Here is a 21162-nt window from a genome sequence, read left to right on the forward strand (position 1 = left end):
GAATACCCAATACAGGACAGGGAAAATTAGTACCTAATGTCTTAATCATTGGATGATCGACAGATTTACACCCTAAAAACAGAATATCAGCGGCTTCTGATTCCACAAATTTTTTAAGTTCTGTGGCAATTTTGCCAAACCATAGATGTGATTTAAACGAAACTTGCCATTCTTGAGCTAGAGTTTTCGCTTGCCAGAGAATTCTGTCTGCTTCTTTAAAAAAAGTTCTTGATTCTCCTTGTAATTTTGGTGAAATTTCTATTACCTTTTGTTGAGTTAATACCGATGTAACTGACCTTGATAAATTGCTCACTGCACACTCTAATTGAAGTTGATTATAGGCAGAATTGAAAATATCAAGATATTGATTGCTGGAGTTTTGTTCTACTACATAAACAGCCTGAACTGTAACTTGAGTATTGGTAGCTAAACTCGTTTGGTGGGCAATCCAACAAGCAATATCTAAAGCTGTATGACTCTGAGGGGAAGCATCATAGCCAACAATTAAGTTAACGGAGTCAGCTATTTGATATTGTTGAGAAACGAGGTTTTCCGCTTCTGGTAACAATACCATTTGTTCAATTAGGTCATCACGACCTATAGCACTTTGCAAACGTGCTAACATCGGCTTGATTTTCACAGTTTTAACTTCTCTCCCTTGAAACGAATTACGAATGAGAAGCAGGGTAAACAATTTTAGATTTCAGATAAATCCTGACCTAAAAATTTAAAAATCTAAAATTGATTCCGGAAACCCCAATCATAACTGCTATTACAGCCAAGGTTTTGGGGGTTCCTTCCATTGCCGACGGAGTTAGCTGACGGGCTAAGACTGGAAGGTGTCTCTCGTTAGATTAGCCCCAATTTTTGGTTCCTCCGCTTCAAATCCAGCTTTCATGAATTTGAATTAGGCTACCCACTAAAAAGACAATAATACTATTTTATTCTTCTGAAGTAAAGTAGTGGTCTAGAAAATTTAGAGCGTGATTGCGAAGATCAAAATATTCTTTAGAATTTCGGATCGCACTCCGATCACGTGGACGCTGAAATGGAACTTTGAGAATTTCTCCGATTGTAGCAGATGGGCCATTGGTCATTAATACAATCCGATCAGACATATAAATTGCTTCATCTACATCATGGGTAATCATCATTACTGCTTGACGATGATTTTCCCAGATATCTAATACCTGACGCTGCAATTTACCACGAGTTAAAGCATCTAGTGCGCCAAAAGGTTCATCCATTAATAACATTTTGGGGCGAATTGCCAAAGCTCTAGCAATACCTACTCTTTGTTTCATACCTCCAGAAATTTCATCGGGATACTTATCAGCAGCCGCTGTTAAGTTTACCATTGCCAAGTGTTCATTTACAACGCTAATTCTTTCGGCACGATTAGCCTTTTTTAGCACTTCATCCACAGCTAAACGAATATTTTCGCGCACGGTTAACCAAGGTAGCAAAGAATAATTTTGAAATACCATCATCCTCTCTGCACCTGGTTTGCGGATTTCTTTACCATCTAAGCGTACTGAGCCAGATGTGGCTTTTTGAAACCCACCGATAATTTTTAGTAATGTTGATTTACCACAACCAGAATGTCCTATGACAGAAATATACTCATCTTCACCAATTGTGAGATTAACACCATCTAAAACAACAGCATCTCCTTTATCTGGTGTCGGATAAGACTTGACCAAATTTTCAATTTCCAGAAATCCATAATGAGGCTTTACTTCTTGATAAGTCTCGTTTGAAAAGGAGGTATATTTCATGATTAAATATTCCTGAATTAGTTAAATTTTGGGACGTAAAAATTACGGTGTATTTCTCGTTCCCATACTCTGTACGGGAATGAATTCTATAAGGCTCTACCTCTAAAGTTCTAAAAAGGTGGAGCCTTTGTGATTGCATTCCCAGTCAGAGACTGGGAACGAGATAAAAATATGTCCCTTTTTTAGGACATGAAAAAGCGAGTAGGAGCGTTTGCTTTGATGGCAAAACTATTGAGATAACCGACAGGATTACTAGGGTCAAAGCCTTTGTTATCTATGAATACTTCTGGCGGTTCAATTTTATAATCATCCTTGGGGCATTGAATTCCCATTTCCGCTGCAATCTCCCGATATAAATCTGTTCTCCAGCCTTTTTGGGCTAATTGAACAGCATTTTTAGGAATTTCTTTGATTTGTCCCCAACGTGCAGCTTGGGTGATTAACCAGATGCTGTGAGAACGCCATAAAAATGTCGAATGTTCTCCTGTTGGTTGAGGAATATTTTTAGGAACATCAAAGAAAATTGTGGTGTCAACGGCTTTAATAGTCCGGTCTTTACCATCAAATCCACCATAGTTGTAATTGCCAATAATTCCCGGAGAAGTCAATTTAGTTATGGGCGCATTTTTCTGTTTTGGTTTTGCACCCGTAAAGGATATTTCTGTTAGCAATTGAGCCACTTCTTGCCGATTTTCGGGTTTGCTACAATACTGACAAGCTTCAATCATCGCCTTTACTAAAGAACGATAGGTTTTGGGATAATTGTCGATGAATGATTCCATTACTCCCAGGAGTCTGTCTGGATGTCCTAGCCAAACTTCTTTACCTTGTGCAAATGTAAAGCCGATACCTTCGTTACCTTGAATTGCTCTGGTGTTCCAAGGTTCGGCTACCATGTAAGCTTGCATAGAGCCGATTCTCATGTTTGTCACCATTTGCGGTGGGGAAACAATGATGACCCGAAATTCCTTAAAGGGGTCTATACCAGCAGCAGCGGATATATAGCGGACAAAGTATTCATAAATAGCAGAACTCAAAACTACTGCCCAAATTTTCTTTTCTGGGGGTTGTTTGTTGAAATAGCCCCGGAAGTCTTTTCCAAAGGCTTCTAAAGCACCATCACCATATTTTTGTTGATATTCGTACCAAGGACGTATCCCAAAGTCCCACATCTCTTTGTTCATGGTCATGGCGTTACCATGACGGTGTATAGTCATGGCTGCACATAGGGGGGCGTGACGTGCGCCTTCTGCACCTATCCTGGCGTTGGTGACAGCACCGGATACCACAGGTGCAGCATCAAGACGACCAAAAATCAAACCGTCGCGGGAGTTTCCCCAACTAGCTTCGCGGTTGAGTTTAACGTTTAAGCCATATTTGCGGAAAAAACCTTTTTTCCATGCGATCGCGAATGGCGCACAATCATTAACAGGTACATAACCAACTGTAAGATCAGGTTTTTCTAAATCTTGGGGTCTGACTAAGGGTTCTACAGCTAAGGCGGCTTCTGTCAGTCCTTTAACAGACTTATCTCCAGATATCCCACATGATGACAACGCTATCCCCGCAGTCGTCACACCTATTCCCTTAATAAAATCTCTGCGATTCCAATTATTTTCACTCATGGTTGTCTACAATTTCAGATTTTTCGTATTGCTGATTGATGGGATGATTTTTTGCTCACGCAGAGGCGCAGAGACACAGAGAGAAATGAAGAGTTTGGCGTTGCATAATTAAAGGATGAAATTAACTTTGAAAACTTTTTCTCTTTGCGTCTCTGCGTGAGAAAAAAGATGTAATTTCTTTACCTGAAAATCGCCGTAAATAATTCTTTTACTTCACACTTCCCGGACGATGGGTAACTAACTCTTGAAGTTTGCCCACAGCGTAATCTAAAACTAAGCCAGTTAAGCCAATTACAAACACAGCCAGAAATACAGAACTAAGATTTAAACGACTCCATTCATCCCAGACAAAAAAGCCGATACCCACACCACCTGTGAGCATTTCTACAGCAACAATTACTAGCCAAGCAATTCCTAAACTAATTCGCAAACCTGTAAAAACATAAGGCAAACTGGCAGGCCAAATAATTTTGATAATCTGTCGCCATCGAGGCATTTCCAACACCTGGGCTACATCTAAATAATCTTTAGAAACGCTAGAAACTCCCAAGGCTGTATTAATAATAGTTGGCCACAGGGAGGTAATGAAAATGACAAAAATAGCTGAAGGATCAGCCAAATTGAAGATAGCTAAAGAGATAGGCAACCAAGCTAAAGGCGAAACGGGTTTAAATATCTGAATAATAGGATTAAAAGCCAGCATTGCTGGTTTAGACATCCCAATCAAAAACCCCAAGGGAATTGCTACTAATGCACCTAACCCAAAACCTAGTAATACCCGACGTAAACTTGCTAATAGTAACCAACCAATTCCTAAGTTACCTGGGCCTCTTTCATAAAAGGGATTTAAGATATAGTCAAGATTGGCAATTAAAGCTTCTGGTGGTGTAGGCATCAATTCTCGATTAGCAAGTGCTACTACCCACCACAGAACTATTATTCCCAAGAAACCGACTACAGGCAATAGGAACTCATCCCGAAAAATGACAGGTTTTGCTTTTTTCCAAGCAACTTTTCCCGCAACCGCAATGGTTGCAGCTAAATTAAGTTGAAAGATCATTTATAACCTCAACAGATTTAAGTGCAGGTACGAAAAATGCGAGCAGTACCAGCCTTGGACACTGATGAGATCAGAACATTAAAAAATGCTGTCTCTTCAGTCTCCTCTCAATGCTTACGAAGTTAGCTGACGGGCTAGGACTGAGAGATGTCCCTCTATCAAAAATAGTGAGTTTTGAGTGCTAAGTGATGAGTTGAATATTGATTAATTTTTCACTTTTTGCTCTTAAATGGTCACTTTCTGAAAGATACGCCCCAAAATTTGGTTTCTCCGCTCCAGCTTTAACTTATGTGCTGGATTAAGCTGACTTACTCTAAATACACACTAACAGCAAAACTATAACATTAATGTACAGTAAAAGCATCTGTATTTATCCTTAATTTTATTACTTTCAATACTTAATTTTAGTAAATCTTCTATCGCTTCAGCAATAATTAAATTAGTTTATGGTTGTACCATGACTGAATCTCTGTCTATAGGCATATAGAGAAAAGTAAGCATCAATAATTATGAGATTTCTATACTTAGGTACTTTTTGTTTACTATGGTAAAAATATTACTGGTAGTATTTGATTGACAGATAGATTAGTATATACTTGCTCTGCCAAGTAAGTTGTCTATATAATTATGATTATCAAACCTATAATCGTTAAACTAATTACATAAGAGACATCCAATTAACTGAATTTAAAAAAATGGATTTTAGTCAATTACTGGCTGAACGAATTGATACAATAATAGATCAATGGGTGATAGCAGTTCATCAAGATAAGCGGATTGAAAGTGCTAGTAATCTACCATACAGCAGAATTAAAAATCACGTTCCTGATGTATTGAAAGCAATGGTGACAGTACTTTCAACATCTCAGGGTAATGATTTTCAGTCTATAGTCATCGCCAGTTGGCAACATGGATCACTTCGAGCTACACAAGGCTTTAATCCAGCAGAAATTGCTAGGGAATATCATCATTTAAGAACGGTAATATTGGACACCATACAAATAGATTTAATACAGGGAAAGCCGACAGAGATCATTCGGACTATGCGGTTAATTAACGCCGTGATTGATGAAGCGATCGCTCGATGTTTTACTAGTTATGTTGATGAACGATTACGAGAATTAGAAAATCTACATAACACTTTAGCATTACATAATCAGGAACTAACTCGCTTAGTTAATACTAATCGAGAACATCTCTCCCTACTAGCTCATGATTTAAAACATCCCCTAGCTTCTATTATTGGATACTCTGATTTATTTTTACGTGAACATCGACAAAAAAGTCATGAGAAAGATACTTATAACAATCTCGAACATATTGAACGGGTGTTACGTAATGGACGACACTTGCTACGTTTAATTAATGATTTATTAGAACTATCGCGGTATGATGCCGGAAAAATCAGACTTGAACTGACATCAACTGATGTCAGTGAAATCGTTAGTAATGTATGTGAAATGTTTGAGCCTTTAGCTGCTGAAAAAAATTTGCTCATGCTAGTGAATTGTGAACAAGCTCCCCAACAAATAATCACAGATGTCTTACAGTTACAACAAATTGTTATGAATCTTGTTAGTAATGCAGTTCGCTATACAGAGTCGGGAAATATTAATATCACTTGTCAGGGATTAGATAATAAAAAGTGGGAATTAGTTGTTGCTGATACAGGTATTGGCATTACACCAGAAAATCAAGAACATATTTTTGAACCCTATTTTCGCTACACTAAGAAAAACTTTCGTCTTCCTGATAGTACGGGTTTAGGTTTAGCAATCGTTTTGCGGTTGGTGAAACTATTACAAGGGGAAATTAAGCTAGTTTCTCAACCAGGGGTTGGTTCTACTTTTACTGTAATTTTTCCCTTGCAAATGGAAATGAAAGAAAGTTGATTTCGCTCAAAGAGACAAAAGATATTTTTGCAGCTTTGAGTAAAATCAACCATTTTTAATCTAACAAACCGCGTTTTTTCAATTTAGCTAACGCATCTTCAGCAGCATCTTTTTCTGCTTCTTTTTTATTGCGTCCTTTACCTGTTCCACACCATATTTCTTCCCCATTCACTACTTCAAATACATCAGATTCAAACACTGGTGTATGAGACTGGCCAGCTATTTGTTTTGTGACATATTTGGGGGGATTTGTGTTACCTCTACTTTGTACCCATTCCTGAAAGCGATTTTTTGAGTCTACATTTGAACGAGATACTACAATATCCTCTGGTACAGATTTAAAAAGCGGTTCTACAATAGCTCGAACTGCTTCAATATTGCAATTGTTATCTAGATAGTAAGCACCAAGAACGGCTTCAAATGTGCTACTTAATAAATTAGGATTTTGAAATCCTCCATCTCGAATTGCACCTTGTCCTAAATGCATTTTGGAGTTTAAACCTACTTCAAGCGCAAATTTTGCTAATTGCTTTTCATCTACTAATGCAGAACGACGACGAGTTAATTCATCTTCTTCTTTTTCTGGATGACGTTTATAGAGATATTCACCGCTTAAGAAATTGAGGATAGCATCACCGAGGAATTCTAGACGTTCGTTGTGTTCCCCTTCTTCTGGGTGTTCGTTGACATAAGAACGGTGAGTGAGTGCTTGACGGAGAAGTTTTTCATCTTTGAAATTTAGGAAAATTAGAAAATTGTGCATTTTATGTTTCTCTCATTTATGAATTGAATAGAAGGGCAGGCAAGATGCCCACCCCACAAGATAATAACCGAGAAAATTCAAGTGTTACTTAAAGACTGTTACCTTTACACCTGGTGGAAAAAAGCTATTACCACGAGAATGGTTACAAGTTAAACAAGCAAGTCTGAGATTTTCTGAAGAATTAGAACCACCACGACTTCTAGGATGAAGATGTTCAATAGTTAGCGTCTCTATTGACATCGACTTACCGCACCACCAACAGCAAGCACCATACATATCTATGAGTTGACGCTTTTTACTTTGTTTCTGTTTGGAATTCATGTGAATTAACGTGAGTTCGACGGAGCTAAAAAATGGCAGGAGGTAGAGATGGTAAGTCTTTTGGGTAAATATCAATAGAAGGTTTTTTAGGTAAATAGGTATAAGCAGCCAAACCCGCTATCAAATTCACCAAAAAGTTCAATGGACTACGATGACGGGAGTGTTCTATTTGACAGATATTTTTGAGGTGGTCATTTACAGATTCGATAACGGCTCGTTTGCGTAATAAAATTTTATCAATCAATTTGACTAAGCGATTTTTCATGTTCTTTTTGGATTTTGTAATTAACTCTAATCCTCGCTCATATAACTCCTCAAATAATTTTTGGGAAACATATCCTCTATCCCCAAAAAGTTTACCAATTAAATCTTGAGTCATCTCTGGAACTGGTTTGCGGTCATCTACATTGGCAGGAGTTAACTTAAATGCCAGCAGTTCTCCTCGGTCATTAATAATCAAATGAAGTTTACTTCCGTTATGCCAACCCACGAAATTTTTACCCCATTTGACCAACCCTTTAAATACTTTATGTGTATGGGCACGACAATTATGGCAAACATTGATTGGTGTGGAATCTATAAAACTAATCCCTGTAATTTCTCCGGTTCGTGTATGCAAAAAACAGCACAATAACATTAGACACCAAGGCATCAATTCCACAAATCTTGTGTAGCTGACTAAATTCGGAAATGCCCCACGCCATCCTGGAAGTACCTGCAAGGTATAAAATTCCTTAAAGGTTCTATAACCACTGCCATGAAAAGCAATGACTATTGTCATCACTTCTGATAGGTGCATTCTTGATTAGCTGCGCCTTTCTCCCTTTGTGGATGGCAATTGTGGTACTTGCTGCCACAAGTTTTCCCATTGGTTACAGAAATCATCTACATCACAAAATATTTGCGTAATATCAAGGTGAGATATGATGGTAGACATAGCCGAGACTCCCTATTTTCTTTGATATTTTTAGTCTCGGTGTTTTTTTATGATTTTTTCACCTCTTCTCCATAAATCTTAGTTATTTTTCTCTGGAGTTTCTCAAATCCTCTCTGAACAAGCTTTCCACCTTTTGATCACTGTCGAACTCACGTTGAATTATTTTCCGTTGATTTTTTTGTCAACAGCATCAGAAAACCACATATCTGTTAGCAATAGAGACGAGACATATTAGAGAATCAACTAAAAAGTTATTTTTCTCTATTGAGCTTCTCTAAATTAATCAGTTACAGTCTCAGTAGTACGATTCCTAAAAATCTTGCTACTGAGACAACAACCGAATTTGCTTTAAATTGTGATAATTTCGCTATCTAAAGACAAACATAGTCTAGCTAAATACTAAATGTCAAGTCATCCATTTGTGAAAAAATGTAAAATCTACAACTCCAGATACCCGACTTATCAAAGAAGTGAGGGATCTAATTAATCACAAACTATTGATATCAATTCCTTTAGCTTGCAATTTCGCTAATAAGACTTGATAATTTTGACGTTCTTGTTCCGCATGTTGATATTCTTGTTCTGCGCGTTGATTCAATTCCAGAGATGTGAGAAATTTTTTTCCGTCGGGATAATAAATTTCTAAATTATCTGATGTTAACTCAAAACTTATGTTTAAACGTGGACTTACCCAAGTATTGATTTCTTCAATTTCTTCAAACCATTCTTGTTCCTGAATAAATCCGGTTAATTCAATTGCATCTGGATTATAAATATAGTATTTTCTACTCCATGACGTTGATAAAAAAGTAGTTTTTTCGCCATTTCTTTGGTGCGATTTTCTGGAGATAGGATTTCAAATACTACCTGGGGAATAATATTATTTTCTTCCCATTGTTTGTAAGAACATCGTCTACCTTTTGGTCTACCAAATATGACCATGACATCAGGTGCTTGACGAGTTTTTACACTTCCCTCGACAGGATACCAAAGTAAATCACCTGCTATGAATACATCATTTTCGGAAGCAAATAATATTTCTAAATTTTCTTTGATTTTAACTATCCATTCATAGTGTTCTGTATTATCAGCCATTGGGTTTCCATCACTATCAGGGTAGATGATTTCTGGGTTGGTTTTTGGTGTGAGTTGTTGTACCATATCTATATCTCCAATGTTTGGAAGTGGCACTGATTAACCTCTTAATAATATATTAGTAAACACATATTTTATACAGGGTTATCCCTCTTCTGTCACTTTCCGGAATAAGCAAGTAGTAAAGAAGCTAAATCATCCAGAAGTATAACAGGGTTTAAATTGATTCATTGCGGCAATTAAATGATTGAATCCCAGTAACAAATGTGAATTATGGAAAATACTTAACCAGGGATAAATTAGCCAAAATAGTAAAAGTGGTTGGATAATGAGACGCAGATTATTTAAAGTATTCTTCCATCCAGATTCATGGTTCCATTGTGGATGATTAGAAAAATCCACATCACTATTTTCTTTTGCCTTAGTCTCAAGTTGACCAGATTGATTTAAGCCTAAGAAGACTGGAGAATTTAAGCTAATCATAGTATAAACACTAAAAATAATCTCCCACCATCTCTCAATATGTTGGAAATTAGTGAAACGGTAATCTGTCCAGCCTAGTTCCTGTTTACACTGTCGAAACCCATATTCAACCCAAGTTCTTAATCCATATAAGTCACCTAAAGTCTTGTTCAAATTCCCTTGAAGATTTGTCATGACGAAAGAAGTAGAATTATCTGGCATGGTTTCTGGGTCAGTAGTTATTTCCCAGTAAGTTATGGTTCTTTTTTTACCATAAATTATTTCTCGGATATATCTAGCCTCTGATTTTTGATTGCTAAATGTTCTCTCAAATTTACACCACTTATTCGCCCTAAAGCTTTGTCCTGCGGGTAACCAGACTCCATGATTACTTCTAATTGCTACCACATAGGCTAAGTTATATTCATCCAATTTTCTAATAAATTGGCTACTTTCACCATATAAACTATCTGCCAGTACCAGTTCGATATTAAAACCCTCTTCAATTAACTCTGTAATTATTTCTGACGATAACTCTATTTTAGTTTTATATTTATCTCCTTCTTTTAGCGTCCCTTTTGGTTTGAATACTTTTACACTTAATGGAAAAGTTATATTAGAGTAAACTCCATAAGCATTGACTGAAACTATTCCATTATCAACTTTTCCTACACTTCCTAAATATTGTCTCGCTACATAATCAGTCTTTTTACCTTTTTTTCTATCTCCGGTTTCATCTATTACTACTGTAATCGCCTGACCCTTCAATGCTTGCTTAACTTTATTTAATCTTCGTTGTTTTAATTCATCTTCTCAATGCAATTTACAGAGAATATAAATAATTATGCTATCAGTTGAAGAATTAATTCAAGAAGCCTTGTCTTTACCCAGTTCTAGCAGAGTATTTTTAGTAGAAAAACTGATTGAAAGTCTAGAATCTGATATTGATGAAAATATCCAAAACGTTTGGAACACAGAAGCTAAAAAACGCCGGGATGAGATACGTAATCATACCGTTGAGCCAATTTCTGGAGAAATAGCTTTAGCTCAAATCAGACAAATTTTAGAAAAATGAAAAATGAAATATAACTTCCATCCGGCTGCATTAATAGAATACTCAGAAGCAGTCCAATTTTATGCAGAAAATGAAATTGAAATAGCACAAAATTTTATCAATGCTGTTGAAGATACCATTTTCCGAATTATTGAATCACCTAAACGCTATCCAGTTACCGATGAAGATATTCGTCGGTGTTTAGTGCGTAAATTTCCCTATGGAATACTCTATACGATAGAAGATGAATACATTTTAATTTTAGCAGTTATGCACTGTAGTCGCAAACCAAAATATTGGCAAGATCGGATTTAGTGGCAACTATCACATAAAAGTTAGCATAGCGGGACTTAAACATTTTTAAGGAAGAAATAAGCCTCAAAACCTTGCAGGGTATAGGAAATACATTAAATGCCCAAAAATGCCACCAAACCCAGATATACCAACAAACCAATCAAAACGATGTAAAATCCCTTTGGGATATACGTTTGAGGTTATTTTATCGGTGTTTTTTGCCTAAGTCCCAATAGGTATAATCTTGAGTAGAAGTTTCTATGATTTTTATACTATCCTGTAATTTTTATCCCTGCTCTAAATTCCCGCAGTGCTTGAGCATGATTTTCTATATTAATACAACCTATTAATAAAGCTATATCTAAATTAGGTAAAAGTTGTGATTTAGTAACAGATTCATATCCCTCTTTTCCTAAACTATAAAACAATAGTTCATCATTAATCCAAAACCAAACTTCAGGAATTTGCAAGCGTTTATATGCTTCCAGTTTATCAATTCCTCCACTACTAACAACTACCTCAATCACTAAATCAGGGCGTTTTCTGTTGGCTCCCAATTCATAAGATTTATCACCTTCTTTTTTGACTTTTTTAGATTCACTCTCTAGAGTAACAGAACCTGTCGGAGTAAAATCTAATTCCAAAAATTCCAAATAAATTTCTAGTAAAGCCCCGATACGTTCTTTGATAGTTTCGTGTTTTTTCCCTGGCATTTTCCGAATTTCCAAGATTCCATCTAAAAAGGACAACCTTAAGCCTGGACGCTCAATTAGCTGTTCAACAGCTTTAAATTCTCTCCAGGTGAGGTCGCTAATTAAAATAGGTTCTGCTTCTCGTTCAATGAGTGTAGTTATCATAATATAAACCCAAATTTAGAGATTGAATTTATTGTATCTTAAATTCCCCATCTACGAGTACGGGCAATTCATGAATTGCCTCTACGCTAAATTAAGCTTTTTAACCCACGTTTGTGTAGCCGTGTATCCCTTACGGAAGTCGGAGGTATCTTTCTAACCGCCGGGCTTGGTAGCTTTAAATTTATAGCTTAAAATAAAGTTACCAAAGCTAGAGTTGACTTGATTAGGAGGTTCTATGATGACTTTACAAGAAATTATTAACTCTATTGAAAGTTTGCCTACAGAAGAACGGGACTATTTGTTTGATTTTCTTCGTCAAAAAAAGGAGGAATCTAAAGGAGATAATTTCTGGGAGGGATTACAAAAATTTAGAAAGGTAATTGAAACCGAGGGAATTATCTTTACTGATGATGATTTCGCTGATTTACGAGATAGAAGTGTGGGAAGAGAAATTGATCTATGAGTTTAAAATACTTACTTGATACTAATATTCTCTCAGAACCAGCACGTCCTATTCCTAATGCTAATGTTTTGCACAAGCTAGATATTCATAAATCAGAAATTGTCATGTCTAGTGTTGTTGCTCATGAAATTTTACATGGTTGCTTGCGTTTACCAGAATCTAAGCGGCGAGAGTCTCTTTGGAATTATATTCATGAATCGGTATTAAATTTACCAGTCCTTGATTATGATTTAAAAGCGGCGCAATGCCACGCTCAAGAAAGGTCTAGATTATCTAAAATAGGCAAAACACCTGCTTTTGTAGATGGTCAAATTGCAAGTATTGCTTACTGCAATAATTTGATTTTAGTAACTAATAATGTTTCTGATTTTAAGTCTTTTAATGATTTAAAAGTTGAAAACTGGTTTGTTAATAGCAATGGATTTATCTAATACCAGATATAGCGGTTCTCAGATGAAATAGAATCAAGGGCGGGGAAACCCCTACATTGAGCCATAAATAACAAAAAATGTAGAGACGTTTTTTGCATCATCTCTACATTTTTGCATTTGGATCAACAATAGATTTAGGGCGCGAGGGCGTTACCGCGAATTAAGCTACCAATGGTTTTGGCAGTGATTTTTAGTTGGGTGATGGGGTTGGCGGGAACGACGGTTTTATACAGATAGCTATCGAATGTTAGTTTCTGTACATCCAAATCATCACACATTTCTACAAATGCTTCACGGGTAGCATCGGAGCGATAGAATACACTTTGTAGAATATCTAATACTTTGTAGGTGAGACCGTATTTCTTATCCCAACGCTTGAGGTAAACTTTGAGGTCGCCTTCTGTGGGAATTCTCGCACCACCGTTGGCTGCTTCGACAATGGCTTCGGCGCACATCCTTCCAGATTTAGCTGCGAAGTAAATACCTTCTCCAGAGGATTTGGTAACATAACCTGCTGCATCTCCTACCAAAGCGATGCGTCCAACAACGCGACGAGGACGGGGATGTTCAGGGATGGGGTGGGCTTCTATTTTGATGATTTCACCACCGGCTAGTTTTTCGGAAGCACGGGCGCGAATACCAGCTTGGAATTGTTTGATTTTGGCTTTGTTGACGTGCATTGTGCCGGTGCCGACGGCTACGTGGTCATATTTGGGGAATACCCAAGCGTAGAAGTCGGTGGAAACGTCATCGCCAACATACATTTCGGCGAGGTCGTTGTAGTAATCCATTTTGTCTTGGGGGAGACGAATGCGTTCTTGGAATGCGATCGCATAATTGTAATCCCCAGCATCCATTTCCTTAGCTATCCGGGAGTTAGCCCCATCAGCCCCAATCACTAAATCTACCTTTAGGGTTTTGGCAATTCCCTGAGTTCCAGTCTCAGTATGGTCTACATAATGAATGGTATAGGGGTCGGTGTTATTTGTGGGAATATCAAGTTTATGAACTGTGGCATTAATTAAAATTGCGCCTAATTTGGCCGCGCGATCGCGCATGAAACCATCCAACACTTCGCGGCGGCACATTCCTATATATTCATCTTCATTTATCAGATTGATATCAACCTCACGATTCGAGGGTGAAATCATTTTCATCTTCCGCACTCGACGGTCGATAATCTCTGGTGGTAGGTCAAATTCGCTCACCATACACAGAGGAATGGCTCCCCCACATGGTTTGGCGTTATCGAGCTTGCGCTCAATTAAGTAAGTTTCAATTCCAGCTTTTGCCAGTGTCTCAGCGGCAGATGAACCAGCTGGGCCTGAACCAACAACCGCAACCCGTAGTGTCAAAGGTTTTCTCCCAATCTTCACATTTACCCAGAAAATCCTATCACGGACTTTTGCTTGTTTTGGCGCTTTCCCTTAAGGTTTTGAGATAAATGCAATATTCTTTAACATTTCGACACGAAAACTGAGGTTAAAAACGGTCATTAGGATTTATTACTAGATATTAGTCGATGGTAACTAGAAGAATTAACTATTTCATACACACCTGACAAAATATGCAAGTTTCTTTGTGGGATTCTTTTGCTAGAAAAGTTGGTGTTTCTGCAATTACTGGATATCAACAACATATTTCCCCTTATAAAGGCTTTGCGTGCGCCCACCGAGTCTTGTATGGTGGTGAATCTTGCTCTGGGTATATCAAGCGGGTAATTGCTCAGGAAGGGTTAAAAGCTGGATTTGTCAAGTCCCGTGTGAGATTTCAAAGTTGTCAGCAAGCAAATCTAATTCTCAAATCCCAAGCAGAGGAACTAGAACCACAAACAACAGATGAAGATCAGCAAAAAAAGAAACCTCAGCCGATCGCTCCCAAATCATCTTGTCAAAATAATTTTGATGTTGTGGATTTAGGAATTAATTGCGCTGAAATAAGTTGTGACTGTCCAGAAATGCTAAATCTGGCTCCTGATTGTAGTTCTCTAGAATGTGGTGCTACTGATTGCAGTGCGGTTGATTGTAGCGGTGCTGATTGTATTTTTCTCGATTGTGGTGGTTGTGGATGGTGAATTTTTCTAATCCAATCAATTCTGAATATGATATAAATATACAGTAATCCTACCCGTAAACCGTAGATTAGTTGCAGAGGTATAAAACCAGTGGGCATAGTAGTTGAGAATGTCTCTAAGCAATTTGGTAGTTTCCAAGCTGTTGATCAAGTGAGTTTAGAAATTAATAGTGGTTCGCTGGTTGCTTTACTCGGTCCATCTGGATCTGGTAAATCTACCCTGCTGCGATTAATTTCTGGTTTAGAAATGCCTGATAGCGGCAAAATCTTTCTGACAGGGAAGGATGCCACATATCAAAGTGTGCAAGAACGAAATATTGGCTTTGTGTTTCAGCACTATGCCCTATTTAAGCATTTGACCGTGCGACAAAATATTGCCTTTGGTTTAGAAATTCGCAAAACACCCCAAAAGAAGGTTAAGGGCAGAGTAGACCAGTTGTTAGAGTTAGTGCAATTATCTGGATTAGGCGATCGCTATCCTTCTCAACTTTCCGGTGGACAAAGGCAACGTGTGGCCTTAGCTAGAGCCTTGGCTGTAGAACCTAACGTATTATTACTAGATGAACCATTCGGGGCATTAGATGCTAAAGTTCGTAAAGACTTACGGGCTTGGTTGCGTCGTCTCCATGACGAAGTTCACGTTACCACCGTTTTCGTCACCCACGACCAAGAAGAAGCAATGGAAGTATCAGACGAAATCGTGGTGATGAATAAAGGCAAGGTAGAACAGGTAGGAACACCAGCAGAAATTTATGACCATCCCGCTTCAGCATTTGTCATGAGTTTTATTGGCCCAGTTAATGTTTTATCCAGCAGCTCGAAAATCTTTCAAGCCAGTGGCTTTAATTCAGCACACCCAGAAACGTTTTTACGTCCTCAAGATGTGATTGTGGAAAGAGTGGCTAACGGGACAACAGCACCTGCCACAGTTAGTCGTGTGATTCATTTAGGTTGGGAAATTCAAGTAGAGTTAAAATTAGATGATGGGCAAATTATGACAGCACATTTAACACGCGATCGATTTGATGAGTTAAAATTAGAATCACAAGAGCGCGTGTATGTCAAGTCCAAAGACGCTAAATCTTTCCCATTATATTATTCGATTTAGAAGCAAACTTAGCCTCAACCCCCTGCTGGTGTAAGGGGGTTAAACTTTCTTGGTTCATAGGTTTACAGGCGATTCAATAAAATTGATACCAAGAAAATTAGGTCTTTACGTACACAATCAGAAATTTAACGGCTAAAATTGGCTAAGTGTTAAATTTACTGATCCTTATAACCTATATGACATTTGATATTGTTGGTGCTGCCGTAGATTTTGTCACTGATACTACTAACCGAGTTATTTCCGCATTTATTAACCAAACACTAGTTAAAGAAAATAAAATTAACTTACCTGTAAGAATTCAAAAAGTTAGACAAGATCAGCGGGTAATACAAGCAGAAGTAGACTATTACAACCGTCGAGAAGCCAGAAAAAAAGAATTTTTGCAAATTCAACAAGTACCTCTTTCTACAGATATAGAAATTACATTCACAGCAGATGAAAAAGAAAAAAGGTTAATGCAATTAAAACGGGAAGAAATGGAGGATAGAGGTAAGTTAAGTTCATTGTATCTAAACTTGAGCCGAGAGACAACATCTAAAGCAATTGAACTTAAACAAAAAGAAATTCAGGGAATTTTCGACCAACAAAAGTGGCCTGGTGTCTTAAGTCGTGATGAAGCACAGCGGATTTTTGTAGATGAACAAAAAAAACCACGCCTACTGATTTTAATTCCACCACCTGATATTAGTGAAGATTTTCCTATATCTTTCCGTGATAGCCTCAAAAAAGAAATTCGCAATCAATTAAAATTATTTTTAGAAAAATATTACCCTCTTCACAGTGATTTCTGTCCCGTAGAATTTTACGGTAAATATTTTGAGCGGTCAATTTTTGATGCAGAAGTAAAACAATTAGAAACCATTTTATCCGCTGTACCAACGGCAATTATTTACACCGACATCACAGATCATGAAGTTTATTTCAATGTCAAATTTTGGGGACTACATGAACCAGTATCTTTATCTTTTGAACCTTGGAATTGGGAAGAAGTTAAAGGACAACTTGAAGAATCTGGCAGTGATGAAACTAAGAGTCTACGTGCAATTAGGCATACTATAGTTATTTTACACAAGCTATTGGCAGCATTTTTAGCAGATTGGTATTACTTGAATATTAACCCAAATTATGAACCTCAATTATTTAAATTAAGTGCGGACTTTCCTTCAGTTTGGACAAGTGAAATGCTGCAAAAACTAAGGTTGATCCTGCAAAAGTATAGAGAAGTGTATAATTATGAATTAAAACAACTAGCATTTGTACAAATAGAAAAACCAACCTTATGGAGTTGTGTAAATACTCTCTATGGACATTCAAATCATGTTTTTTCAATTGCTGTCAATCCTGATGGCAAAACATTTGCAAGTGGTAGTGCAGACAAAACCATTAAAATCTGGGATATCGAAAATAGTGAACTTCTTAACAGTTTAAATGGTCATTCAAACTATATTTCTTCAGTCGTTTTTTCTCCTGATGGAAAAATAATTGCTAGTGGTAGTTATGACAAAACATTTAAACTATGGTATTCCTTTAAAGGTAAAACTTTCATTGAGCATTCAGGTTGTGTAACTTCAGTTGCTTTTAGCTCCGATGGTAAAACCTTTGCATCTGCAAGTTTAGATAAAACTATTAAAATCTGGGATTTGAATACTGAAAAATTAATTTATACTCTCACTAATCATGAAAGTTATGTTAACTCTGTTGTTTTTACCCCAGATGGAAAAAAGTTAATTAGCTGTGATTGTGACAAAACTATCAAAATATGGAATATTAAAACAGGAGTAGAAATGATCAGCATGACTGATCATGCCGATGCGATTAATACTATAGCTATTAGTCCTGATGGTAAAATTTTCGCTACTGGTAGTCATGATCACACAATTAAACTTTGGTATTTGGCAACAGGAGAACTCATTCACACATTTTTGGGACATACAGATTCTGTAACTAGCGTTGCTTTCAGTCCTGATGGTAAAAGTTTAGCAAGTGGTAGTATTGATAAAACAATTAAGATTTGGTATCTGGAAACAAAAGAATTAATAAATACTCTGGCGGAACATTCATTAACCATTCATTGTTTGGCTTTTAGTGTTGACGGAAATACTATATTTAGTGGTAGTGCTGACAATACAATCAAGATGTGGCAACGTAATTAATAACCTTCTTAAAAAAGCGCGTTGACAAAACAGGTGATAAATCAATTATCACCTGCTGGCAGAAGGGAAAGGATTTCTAGAAACCTTGTCGATTCATCTTTTTAGTCAGCTACCTCAGCCCTAAAGAGATTGAGTTTTACTCTTACCGAGTAATTCTATACTTGAACAGTATGGATCATTCATCAAATTTTAAAAGCGGGCGATGGGACTTGAACCCACGACATTCTGCATGGGAAGCAGACATTCTACCACTGAATTACACCCGCAATCAATAATAATCACAGTTTTATGTCAATAAACATTATATCATAAACTTAGTAAAACCTAAAAAGCAGATTTTACTGATCTGGTCTGCCGACTGGGAGCTTTTATTCCTTAACGGGGAATAAAAATAATTTCCTTTGCTCATAGCCTATACTGGACTCTGAACAATGAACTTAACTCATGTGCTAGGAAAAATTGAGAAGGATAATGTAAACTTAATTCAAAGGCGGTTTAAAGCACCAAAGTCTCTGACTATACTAACTTCCTCACTATTCCATGCGCTTCATCCACCTGAAAAGCTTTCTTCATTTTGAGAAAGCTATCCTTTGTGAGTGCGAGCCACACGCCGAAATTGAAGCGGACTCGATTATACAAAATATATACCTGAGTATCCAGTATGTTCAATACAACTGAAATTATCATTAGTGCTTTTGTAAATCAAATTAGATCAGGCTACCAACGTACTTACGGTGGCTTAAAAACTGATTATCAAGATATTATCGCTTGGGCAGGTAATATGGCTTTAGAAAATATTGCCAATAGCGATGCCTTATATCACAATGTTGAACACTCAGTCCTCGTTACCCTAGTTGGACAAGAAATTTTGCGCGGTAAACACATCCGCGAAGGTGGTGTTTCCAGTGAAGACTGGTTACACGTAATCATTTCTTTATTGTGTCACGATATTGGCTATGTGAAAGGAGTTTGCCGTGAAGACAAAGAATCAGAAAGCCTATATGCTACCGGGCAGAATGGCAACATGGTTTCTCTCCCTTCAGGTGCTTCTGATGCTAGTCTTACACCCTATCATGTAGACCGAGCAAAACTATTTATTGATGAGCGATTTGGTGGACATTATTTAATAGATTCGGAAGCGATTAAACGCAATATTGAATTAACTCGTTTCCCAGTGCCTCACGCAGATGATCATCAAAATAGCAATCATTTTGCTGGATTAGTACGTGCTGCTGATTTAATTGGGCAATTAAGTGATCCGCGTTACTTGAAAAAAATCACAAGTTTGTTTTATGAATTTGAAGAAACGGGGATAAATAAAGCTTTAGGCTATCAAAATCCTGGAGATCTACGCAAAAACTACGCCAAATTTTATTGGCATGGTGTCTATCCTTATATCAAAGAAGGACTCCATTATCTATCTCTAACACAACAAGGAAAACAAGTTTTAGCCAATCTTTATTCCAATGTTTTTGTTGTCGAACATGAAAAACAAAATGAGGAATTCCGGTATTTAGCTGAACAGTTAAATGCTTAGATAGTCATTTAACTTATACTGAGCCTTGTCGTAAGTCCTACGGACAGGCTGCGCCAACGCGTAGCGTCCCGCAGGGAAGTATCGGTCACGATGAAGTCTAAAATTGTTTGATTTGTGATAAGAAATTATGAATTGGTGGCAGAGACTGAAAAAAAATCCTTTGGCGCGATTTGGGGCAACCTTGCTGTTAGTTTTCTATTTGGCAGTAGTTGGAGCTGATTTGATTGCACCTTATAACCCATATGAATCACAGCTAAATGGTTCTTTGCTGCCACCGACTCGTATTTACTGGGTTTCTCCGGCAGGTAAATTTATTGGTCCGCACATATATCCGACAACTCAAGGGGATACAAATTTAGAAACAGGGGAACGGAAACTAATTGTAGACTTCAAAAAGTCTTCACCATTGGGTTTGTTTGTCTCTGGATCAGAATATAGATTATTTCAACTCAGTTTGCCATTACCTCCCAAGTGGGATGAAGTCACCATTATCCCTGGTATTCCTCTGAATTGGCATTTGTTTGGCTCAACTGGTGAAGCAAAATTTAACCTTTTAGGTACTGACGACCAAGGACGAGATCAATTTAGTAGACTGCTTTATGGTGGACGTATTAGTTTATTTATTGGGATTTTTGGTATTATTATCACCTATCCTCTCGGTTTACTAATAGGTGGTATTTCTGGTTATTTTGGCGGTGTGATTGATAGTGTGATCATGCGTTTGGCAGAAGTGCTGATGACTTTTCCTAGTATTTATTTGTTGGCAGCATTATCAGGAGTGTTAAGTCCACAATTAACTAGTACACAGCGGTTTTTATTAATTGTAGTTATTACTTCTGTGATTAGTTGGGCCGGTTTAGCAAGGGTCATTCGTGGGCAGGTACTATCAATTAAAGAGCGAGAATTTGTACAAGCAGCACAGGCAATGGGTGGTAAGCCAATATATATTATTATGCGGCACGTTTTGCCCCAAACTGCAAGCTATATAGTTATTTCAGCTACTCTGACAATTCCTAGTTTTATTGGTGCTGAAGCTGTATTGAGTCTAATTGGTTTAGGAATTCAACAACCAGATCCTTCTTGGGGAAATATGCTTTCTTTGGCAAGTAATGCGTCTATTTTAGTTTTACAACCTTGGCTAATTTTGCCACCAGCAATCTTGATTATTCTGACTGTGTTAGCATTTAATTTACTAGGGGATGGGTTGCGCGATGCCCTTGATCCTCGCAGTTTGCAGAGATAAATTTGTCAAGAAAGAT

The 21162-nt window shown here is 37.3% G+C and carries 18 protein-coding genes, 1 tRNA gene, 3 pseudogenes and 2 riboswitches; of the genes and pseudogenes, 10 read left to right on the plus strand and 12 right to left on the minus strand.

What is annotated here, in order from left to right:
- The 4 genes from ACSQ6I_RS24355 to ntrB all read right to left on the minus strand — a co-directional run.
- On the minus strand, positions 1 to 625 hold a 625-nt coding region (locus ACSQ6I_RS24355), incomplete at its 3' end, for a universal stress protein (RefSeq protein WP_438892852.1).
- Positions 626 to 788: 163 nt separating this feature from the next.
- Positions 789 to 924: riboswitch (cyclic di-AMP (ydaO/yuaA leader) on the minus strand.
- Between the two features lie 17 nt (positions 925 to 941).
- Positions 942 to 1778 (minus strand): ABC transporter ATP-binding protein, encoded by an 837-nt coding sequence (locus ACSQ6I_RS24360; protein ID WP_438892822.1) that lies wholly within the window; start codon positions 1776 to 1778, stop codon positions 942 to 944.
- A gap of 182 nt (positions 1779 to 1960) precedes the next feature.
- A complete protein-coding gene (locus tag ACSQ6I_RS24365; RefSeq protein WP_438892823.1) occupies positions 1961 to 3403 on the minus strand; it encodes an ABC transporter substrate-binding protein in 1443 nt (480 codons plus the stop codon).
- Between the two features lie 208 nt (positions 3404 to 3611).
- Positions 3612 to 4463 (minus strand): nitrate ABC transporter permease, encoded by an 852-nt coding sequence (gene ntrB / locus ACSQ6I_RS24370; RefSeq protein WP_438892824.1) that lies wholly within the window; start codon positions 4461 to 4463, stop codon positions 3612 to 3614.
- A 96-nt stretch (positions 4464 to 4559) separates the two neighbouring features.
- A riboswitch (cyclic di-AMP (ydaO/yuaA leader) is annotated at positions 4560 to 4778 on the minus strand.
- Positions 4779 to 5158: 380 nt separating this feature from the next.
- Here ntrB and ACSQ6I_RS24375 point away from each other — a divergent pair.
- The gene (locus ACSQ6I_RS24375; RefSeq protein WP_438892825.1) at positions 5159 to 6355 is read left to right on the plus strand and encodes a sensor histidine kinase; all 1197 of its coding nucleotides are present in this window, start codon (positions 5159 to 5161) and stop codon (positions 6353 to 6355) included.
- A gap of 55 nt (positions 6356 to 6410) precedes the next feature.
- Here ACSQ6I_RS24375 and rnc read toward each other — a convergent pair whose 3' ends face one another.
- The 5 genes and pseudogenes from rnc to ACSQ6I_RS24400 form a co-directional block, all read right to left on the minus strand.
- The gene (rnc, locus tag ACSQ6I_RS24380) at positions 6411 to 7118 is read right to left on the minus strand and encodes a ribonuclease III (RefSeq protein WP_438892826.1); all 708 of its coding nucleotides are present in this window, start codon (positions 7116 to 7118) and stop codon (positions 6411 to 6413) included.
- 84 nt (positions 7119 to 7202) lie between these two features.
- A complete protein-coding gene (locus ACSQ6I_RS24385) occupies positions 7203 to 7439 on the minus strand; it encodes an HNH endonuclease (protein ID WP_438892827.1) in 237 nt (78 codons plus the stop codon).
- 25 nt (positions 7440 to 7464) lie between these two features.
- Positions 7465 to 8376: pseudogene (locus tag ACSQ6I_RS24390) on the minus strand (IS982 family transposase).
- Between the two features lie 487 nt (positions 8377 to 8863).
- Positions 8864 to 9537: pseudogene (locus ACSQ6I_RS24395) on the minus strand (Uma2 family endonuclease).
- Positions 9538 to 9666: 129 nt separating this feature from the next.
- Positions 9667 to 10743, minus strand: a pseudogene (locus ACSQ6I_RS24400) (IS701 family transposase); the annotation flags it as partial.
- A gap of 34 nt (positions 10744 to 10777) precedes the next feature.
- Here ACSQ6I_RS24400 and ACSQ6I_RS24405 point away from each other — a divergent pair.
- Both ACSQ6I_RS24405 and ACSQ6I_RS24410 read left to right on the plus strand, forming a co-directional pair.
- Complete coding sequence (locus tag ACSQ6I_RS24405; RefSeq protein WP_438892828.1) at positions 10778 to 11008, plus strand: addiction module protein; 231 nt, start codon at positions 10778 to 10780, stop codon at positions 11006 to 11008.
- A gap of 3 nt (positions 11009 to 11011) precedes the next feature.
- Positions 11012 to 11302, plus strand: coding sequence for a type II toxin-antitoxin system RelE/ParE family toxin (locus tag ACSQ6I_RS24410; protein WP_438892829.1), 291 nt, complete (start codon positions 11012 to 11014; stop codon positions 11300 to 11302).
- 251 nt (positions 11303 to 11553) lie between these two features.
- Here ACSQ6I_RS24410 and ACSQ6I_RS24415 read toward each other — a convergent pair whose 3' ends face one another.
- Positions 11554 to 12138 carry a Uma2 family endonuclease gene (locus ACSQ6I_RS24415; protein ID WP_438892830.1) on the minus strand — a complete coding sequence of 195 codons (585 nt, stop codon included), beginning with the start codon at positions 12136 to 12138 and terminating at the stop codon, positions 11554 to 11556.
- Positions 12139 to 12373: 235 nt separating this feature from the next.
- Here ACSQ6I_RS24415 and ACSQ6I_RS24420 point away from each other — a divergent pair, with 235 nt between their 5' ends.
- Positions 12374 to 12601, plus strand: coding sequence for a hypothetical protein (locus ACSQ6I_RS24420; RefSeq protein ID WP_438892831.1), 228 nt, complete (start codon positions 12374 to 12376; stop codon positions 12599 to 12601).
- Positions 12598 to 13032, plus strand: coding sequence for a type II toxin-antitoxin system VapC family toxin (locus tag ACSQ6I_RS24425; protein WP_438892832.1), 435 nt, complete (start codon positions 12598 to 12600; stop codon positions 13030 to 13032). Before ACSQ6I_RS24420 ends, ACSQ6I_RS24425 begins: the two co-directional genes overlap by 4 nt.
- Before the next feature lie 134 nt (positions 13033 to 13166).
- Here the strand turns inward: ACSQ6I_RS24425 and chlP are convergent, their stop codons facing one another.
- Positions 13167 to 14387 carry a geranylgeranyl reductase gene (gene chlP / locus ACSQ6I_RS24430; protein WP_438892833.1) on the minus strand — a complete coding sequence of 407 codons (1221 nt, stop codon included), beginning with the start codon at positions 14385 to 14387 and terminating at the stop codon, positions 13167 to 13169.
- Positions 14388 to 14599: 212 nt separating this feature from the next.
- On the opposite strand from chlP, the gene yidD reads away from it, so the two are divergent.
- From yidD to ACSQ6I_RS24445, 3 genes are all read left to right on the plus strand, one after another.
- Positions 14600 to 15106: a membrane protein insertion efficiency factor YidD gene (gene yidD / locus ACSQ6I_RS24435; protein WP_438892834.1), complete on the plus strand. Its 507-nt coding sequence runs from the start codon at positions 14600 to 14602 to the stop codon at positions 15104 to 15106.
- 90 nt (positions 15107 to 15196) lie between these two features.
- Positions 15197 to 16213, plus strand: coding sequence for a sulfate/molybdate ABC transporter ATP-binding protein (locus tag ACSQ6I_RS24440; protein WP_438892835.1), 1017 nt, complete (start codon positions 15197 to 15199; stop codon positions 16211 to 16213).
- Positions 16214 to 16389: 176 nt separating this feature from the next.
- Complete coding sequence (locus ACSQ6I_RS24445) at positions 16390 to 18366, plus strand: WD40 repeat domain-containing protein (protein ID WP_438892836.1); 1977 nt, start codon at positions 16390 to 16392, stop codon at positions 18364 to 18366.
- A 194-nt stretch (positions 18367 to 18560) separates the two neighbouring features.
- Here the strand turns inward: ACSQ6I_RS24445 and ACSQ6I_RS24450 are convergent.
- Positions 18561 to 18632: transfer RNA gene (locus ACSQ6I_RS24450), tRNA-Gly, on the minus strand.
- A gap of 395 nt (positions 18633 to 19027) precedes the next feature.
- On the opposite strand from ACSQ6I_RS24450, the gene ACSQ6I_RS24455 reads away from it, so the two are divergent.
- The gene (locus ACSQ6I_RS24455) at positions 19028 to 19903 is read left to right on the plus strand and encodes an Npun_R2479 family HD domain-containing metalloprotein (RefSeq protein WP_438892837.1); all 876 of its coding nucleotides are present in this window, start codon (positions 19028 to 19030) and stop codon (positions 19901 to 19903) included.
- Positions 19904 to 20030: 127 nt separating this feature from the next.
- Entirely contained in the window at positions 20031 to 21146 is a 1116-nt protein-coding gene (locus ACSQ6I_RS24460) for an ABC transporter permease (RefSeq protein WP_438892838.1), read from the plus strand.
- Positions 21147 to 21162: the final 16 nt, after the last annotated feature.

Origin of the sequence: Anabaena sp. WFMT (assembly GCF_051781005.1) — a bacterium.
In the GTDB taxonomy this organism is placed as follows: Bacteria; Cyanobacteriota; Cyanobacteriia; order Cyanobacteriales; family Nostocaceae; genus Anabaena.

Excerpts from the sequence above, each read along its gene's own strand:
- ACSQ6I_RS24410 (WP_438892829.1), top strand. The coding sequence starts at position 11,012 with ATGAAATATAACTTCCATCCGGCTGCATTAATAGAATACTCAGAAGCA.
- ACSQ6I_RS24405 (WP_438892828.1), top strand. The coding sequence starts at position 10,778 with ATGCTATCAGTTGAAGAATTAATTCAAGAAGCCTTGTCTTTACCCAGT.
- ACSQ6I_RS24425 (WP_438892832.1), top strand. The coding sequence starts at position 12,598 with ATGAGTTTAAAATACTTACTTGATACTAATATTCTCTCAGAACCAGCA.
- ACSQ6I_RS24375 (WP_438892825.1), top strand. The coding sequence starts at position 5,159 with ATGGATTTTAGTCAATTACTGGCTGAACGAATTGATACAATAATAGAT.
- rnc (WP_438892826.1), bottom strand. The coding sequence starts at position 7,118 with ATGCACAATTTTCTAATTTTCCTAAATTTCAAAGATGAAAAACTTCTC.
- ACSQ6I_RS24360 (WP_438892822.1), bottom strand. The coding sequence starts at position 1,778 with ATGAAATATACCTCCTTTTCAAACGAGACTTATCAAGAAGTAAAGCCT.
- ACSQ6I_RS24385 (WP_438892827.1), bottom strand. The coding sequence starts at position 7,439 with ATGAATTCCAAACAGAAACAAAGTAAAAAGCGTCAACTCATAGATATG.
- ACSQ6I_RS24455 (WP_438892837.1), top strand. The coding sequence starts at position 19,028 with ATGTTCAATACAACTGAAATTATCATTAGTGCTTTTGTAAATCAAATT.
- ntrB (WP_438892824.1), bottom strand. The coding sequence starts at position 4,463 with ATGATCTTTCAACTTAATTTAGCTGCAACCATTGCGGTTGCGGGAAAA.
- yidD (WP_438892834.1), top strand. The coding sequence starts at position 14,600 with ATGCAAGTTTCTTTGTGGGATTCTTTTGCTAGAAAAGTTGGTGTTTCT.
- ACSQ6I_RS24365 (WP_438892823.1), bottom strand. The coding sequence starts at position 3,403 with ATGAGTGAAAATAATTGGAATCGCAGAGATTTTATTAAGGGAATAGGT.
- ACSQ6I_RS24420 (WP_438892831.1), top strand. The coding sequence starts at position 12,374 with ATGATGACTTTACAAGAAATTATTAACTCTATTGAAAGTTTGCCTACA.
- ACSQ6I_RS24445 (WP_438892836.1), top strand. The coding sequence starts at position 16,390 with ATGACATTTGATATTGTTGGTGCTGCCGTAGATTTTGTCACTGATACT.
- ACSQ6I_RS24460 (WP_438892838.1), top strand. The coding sequence starts at position 20,031 with ATGAATTGGTGGCAGAGACTGAAAAAAAATCCTTTGGCGCGATTTGGG.
- ACSQ6I_RS24415 (WP_438892830.1), bottom strand. The coding sequence starts at position 12,138 with ATGATAACTACACTCATTGAACGAGAAGCAGAACCTATTTTAATTAGC.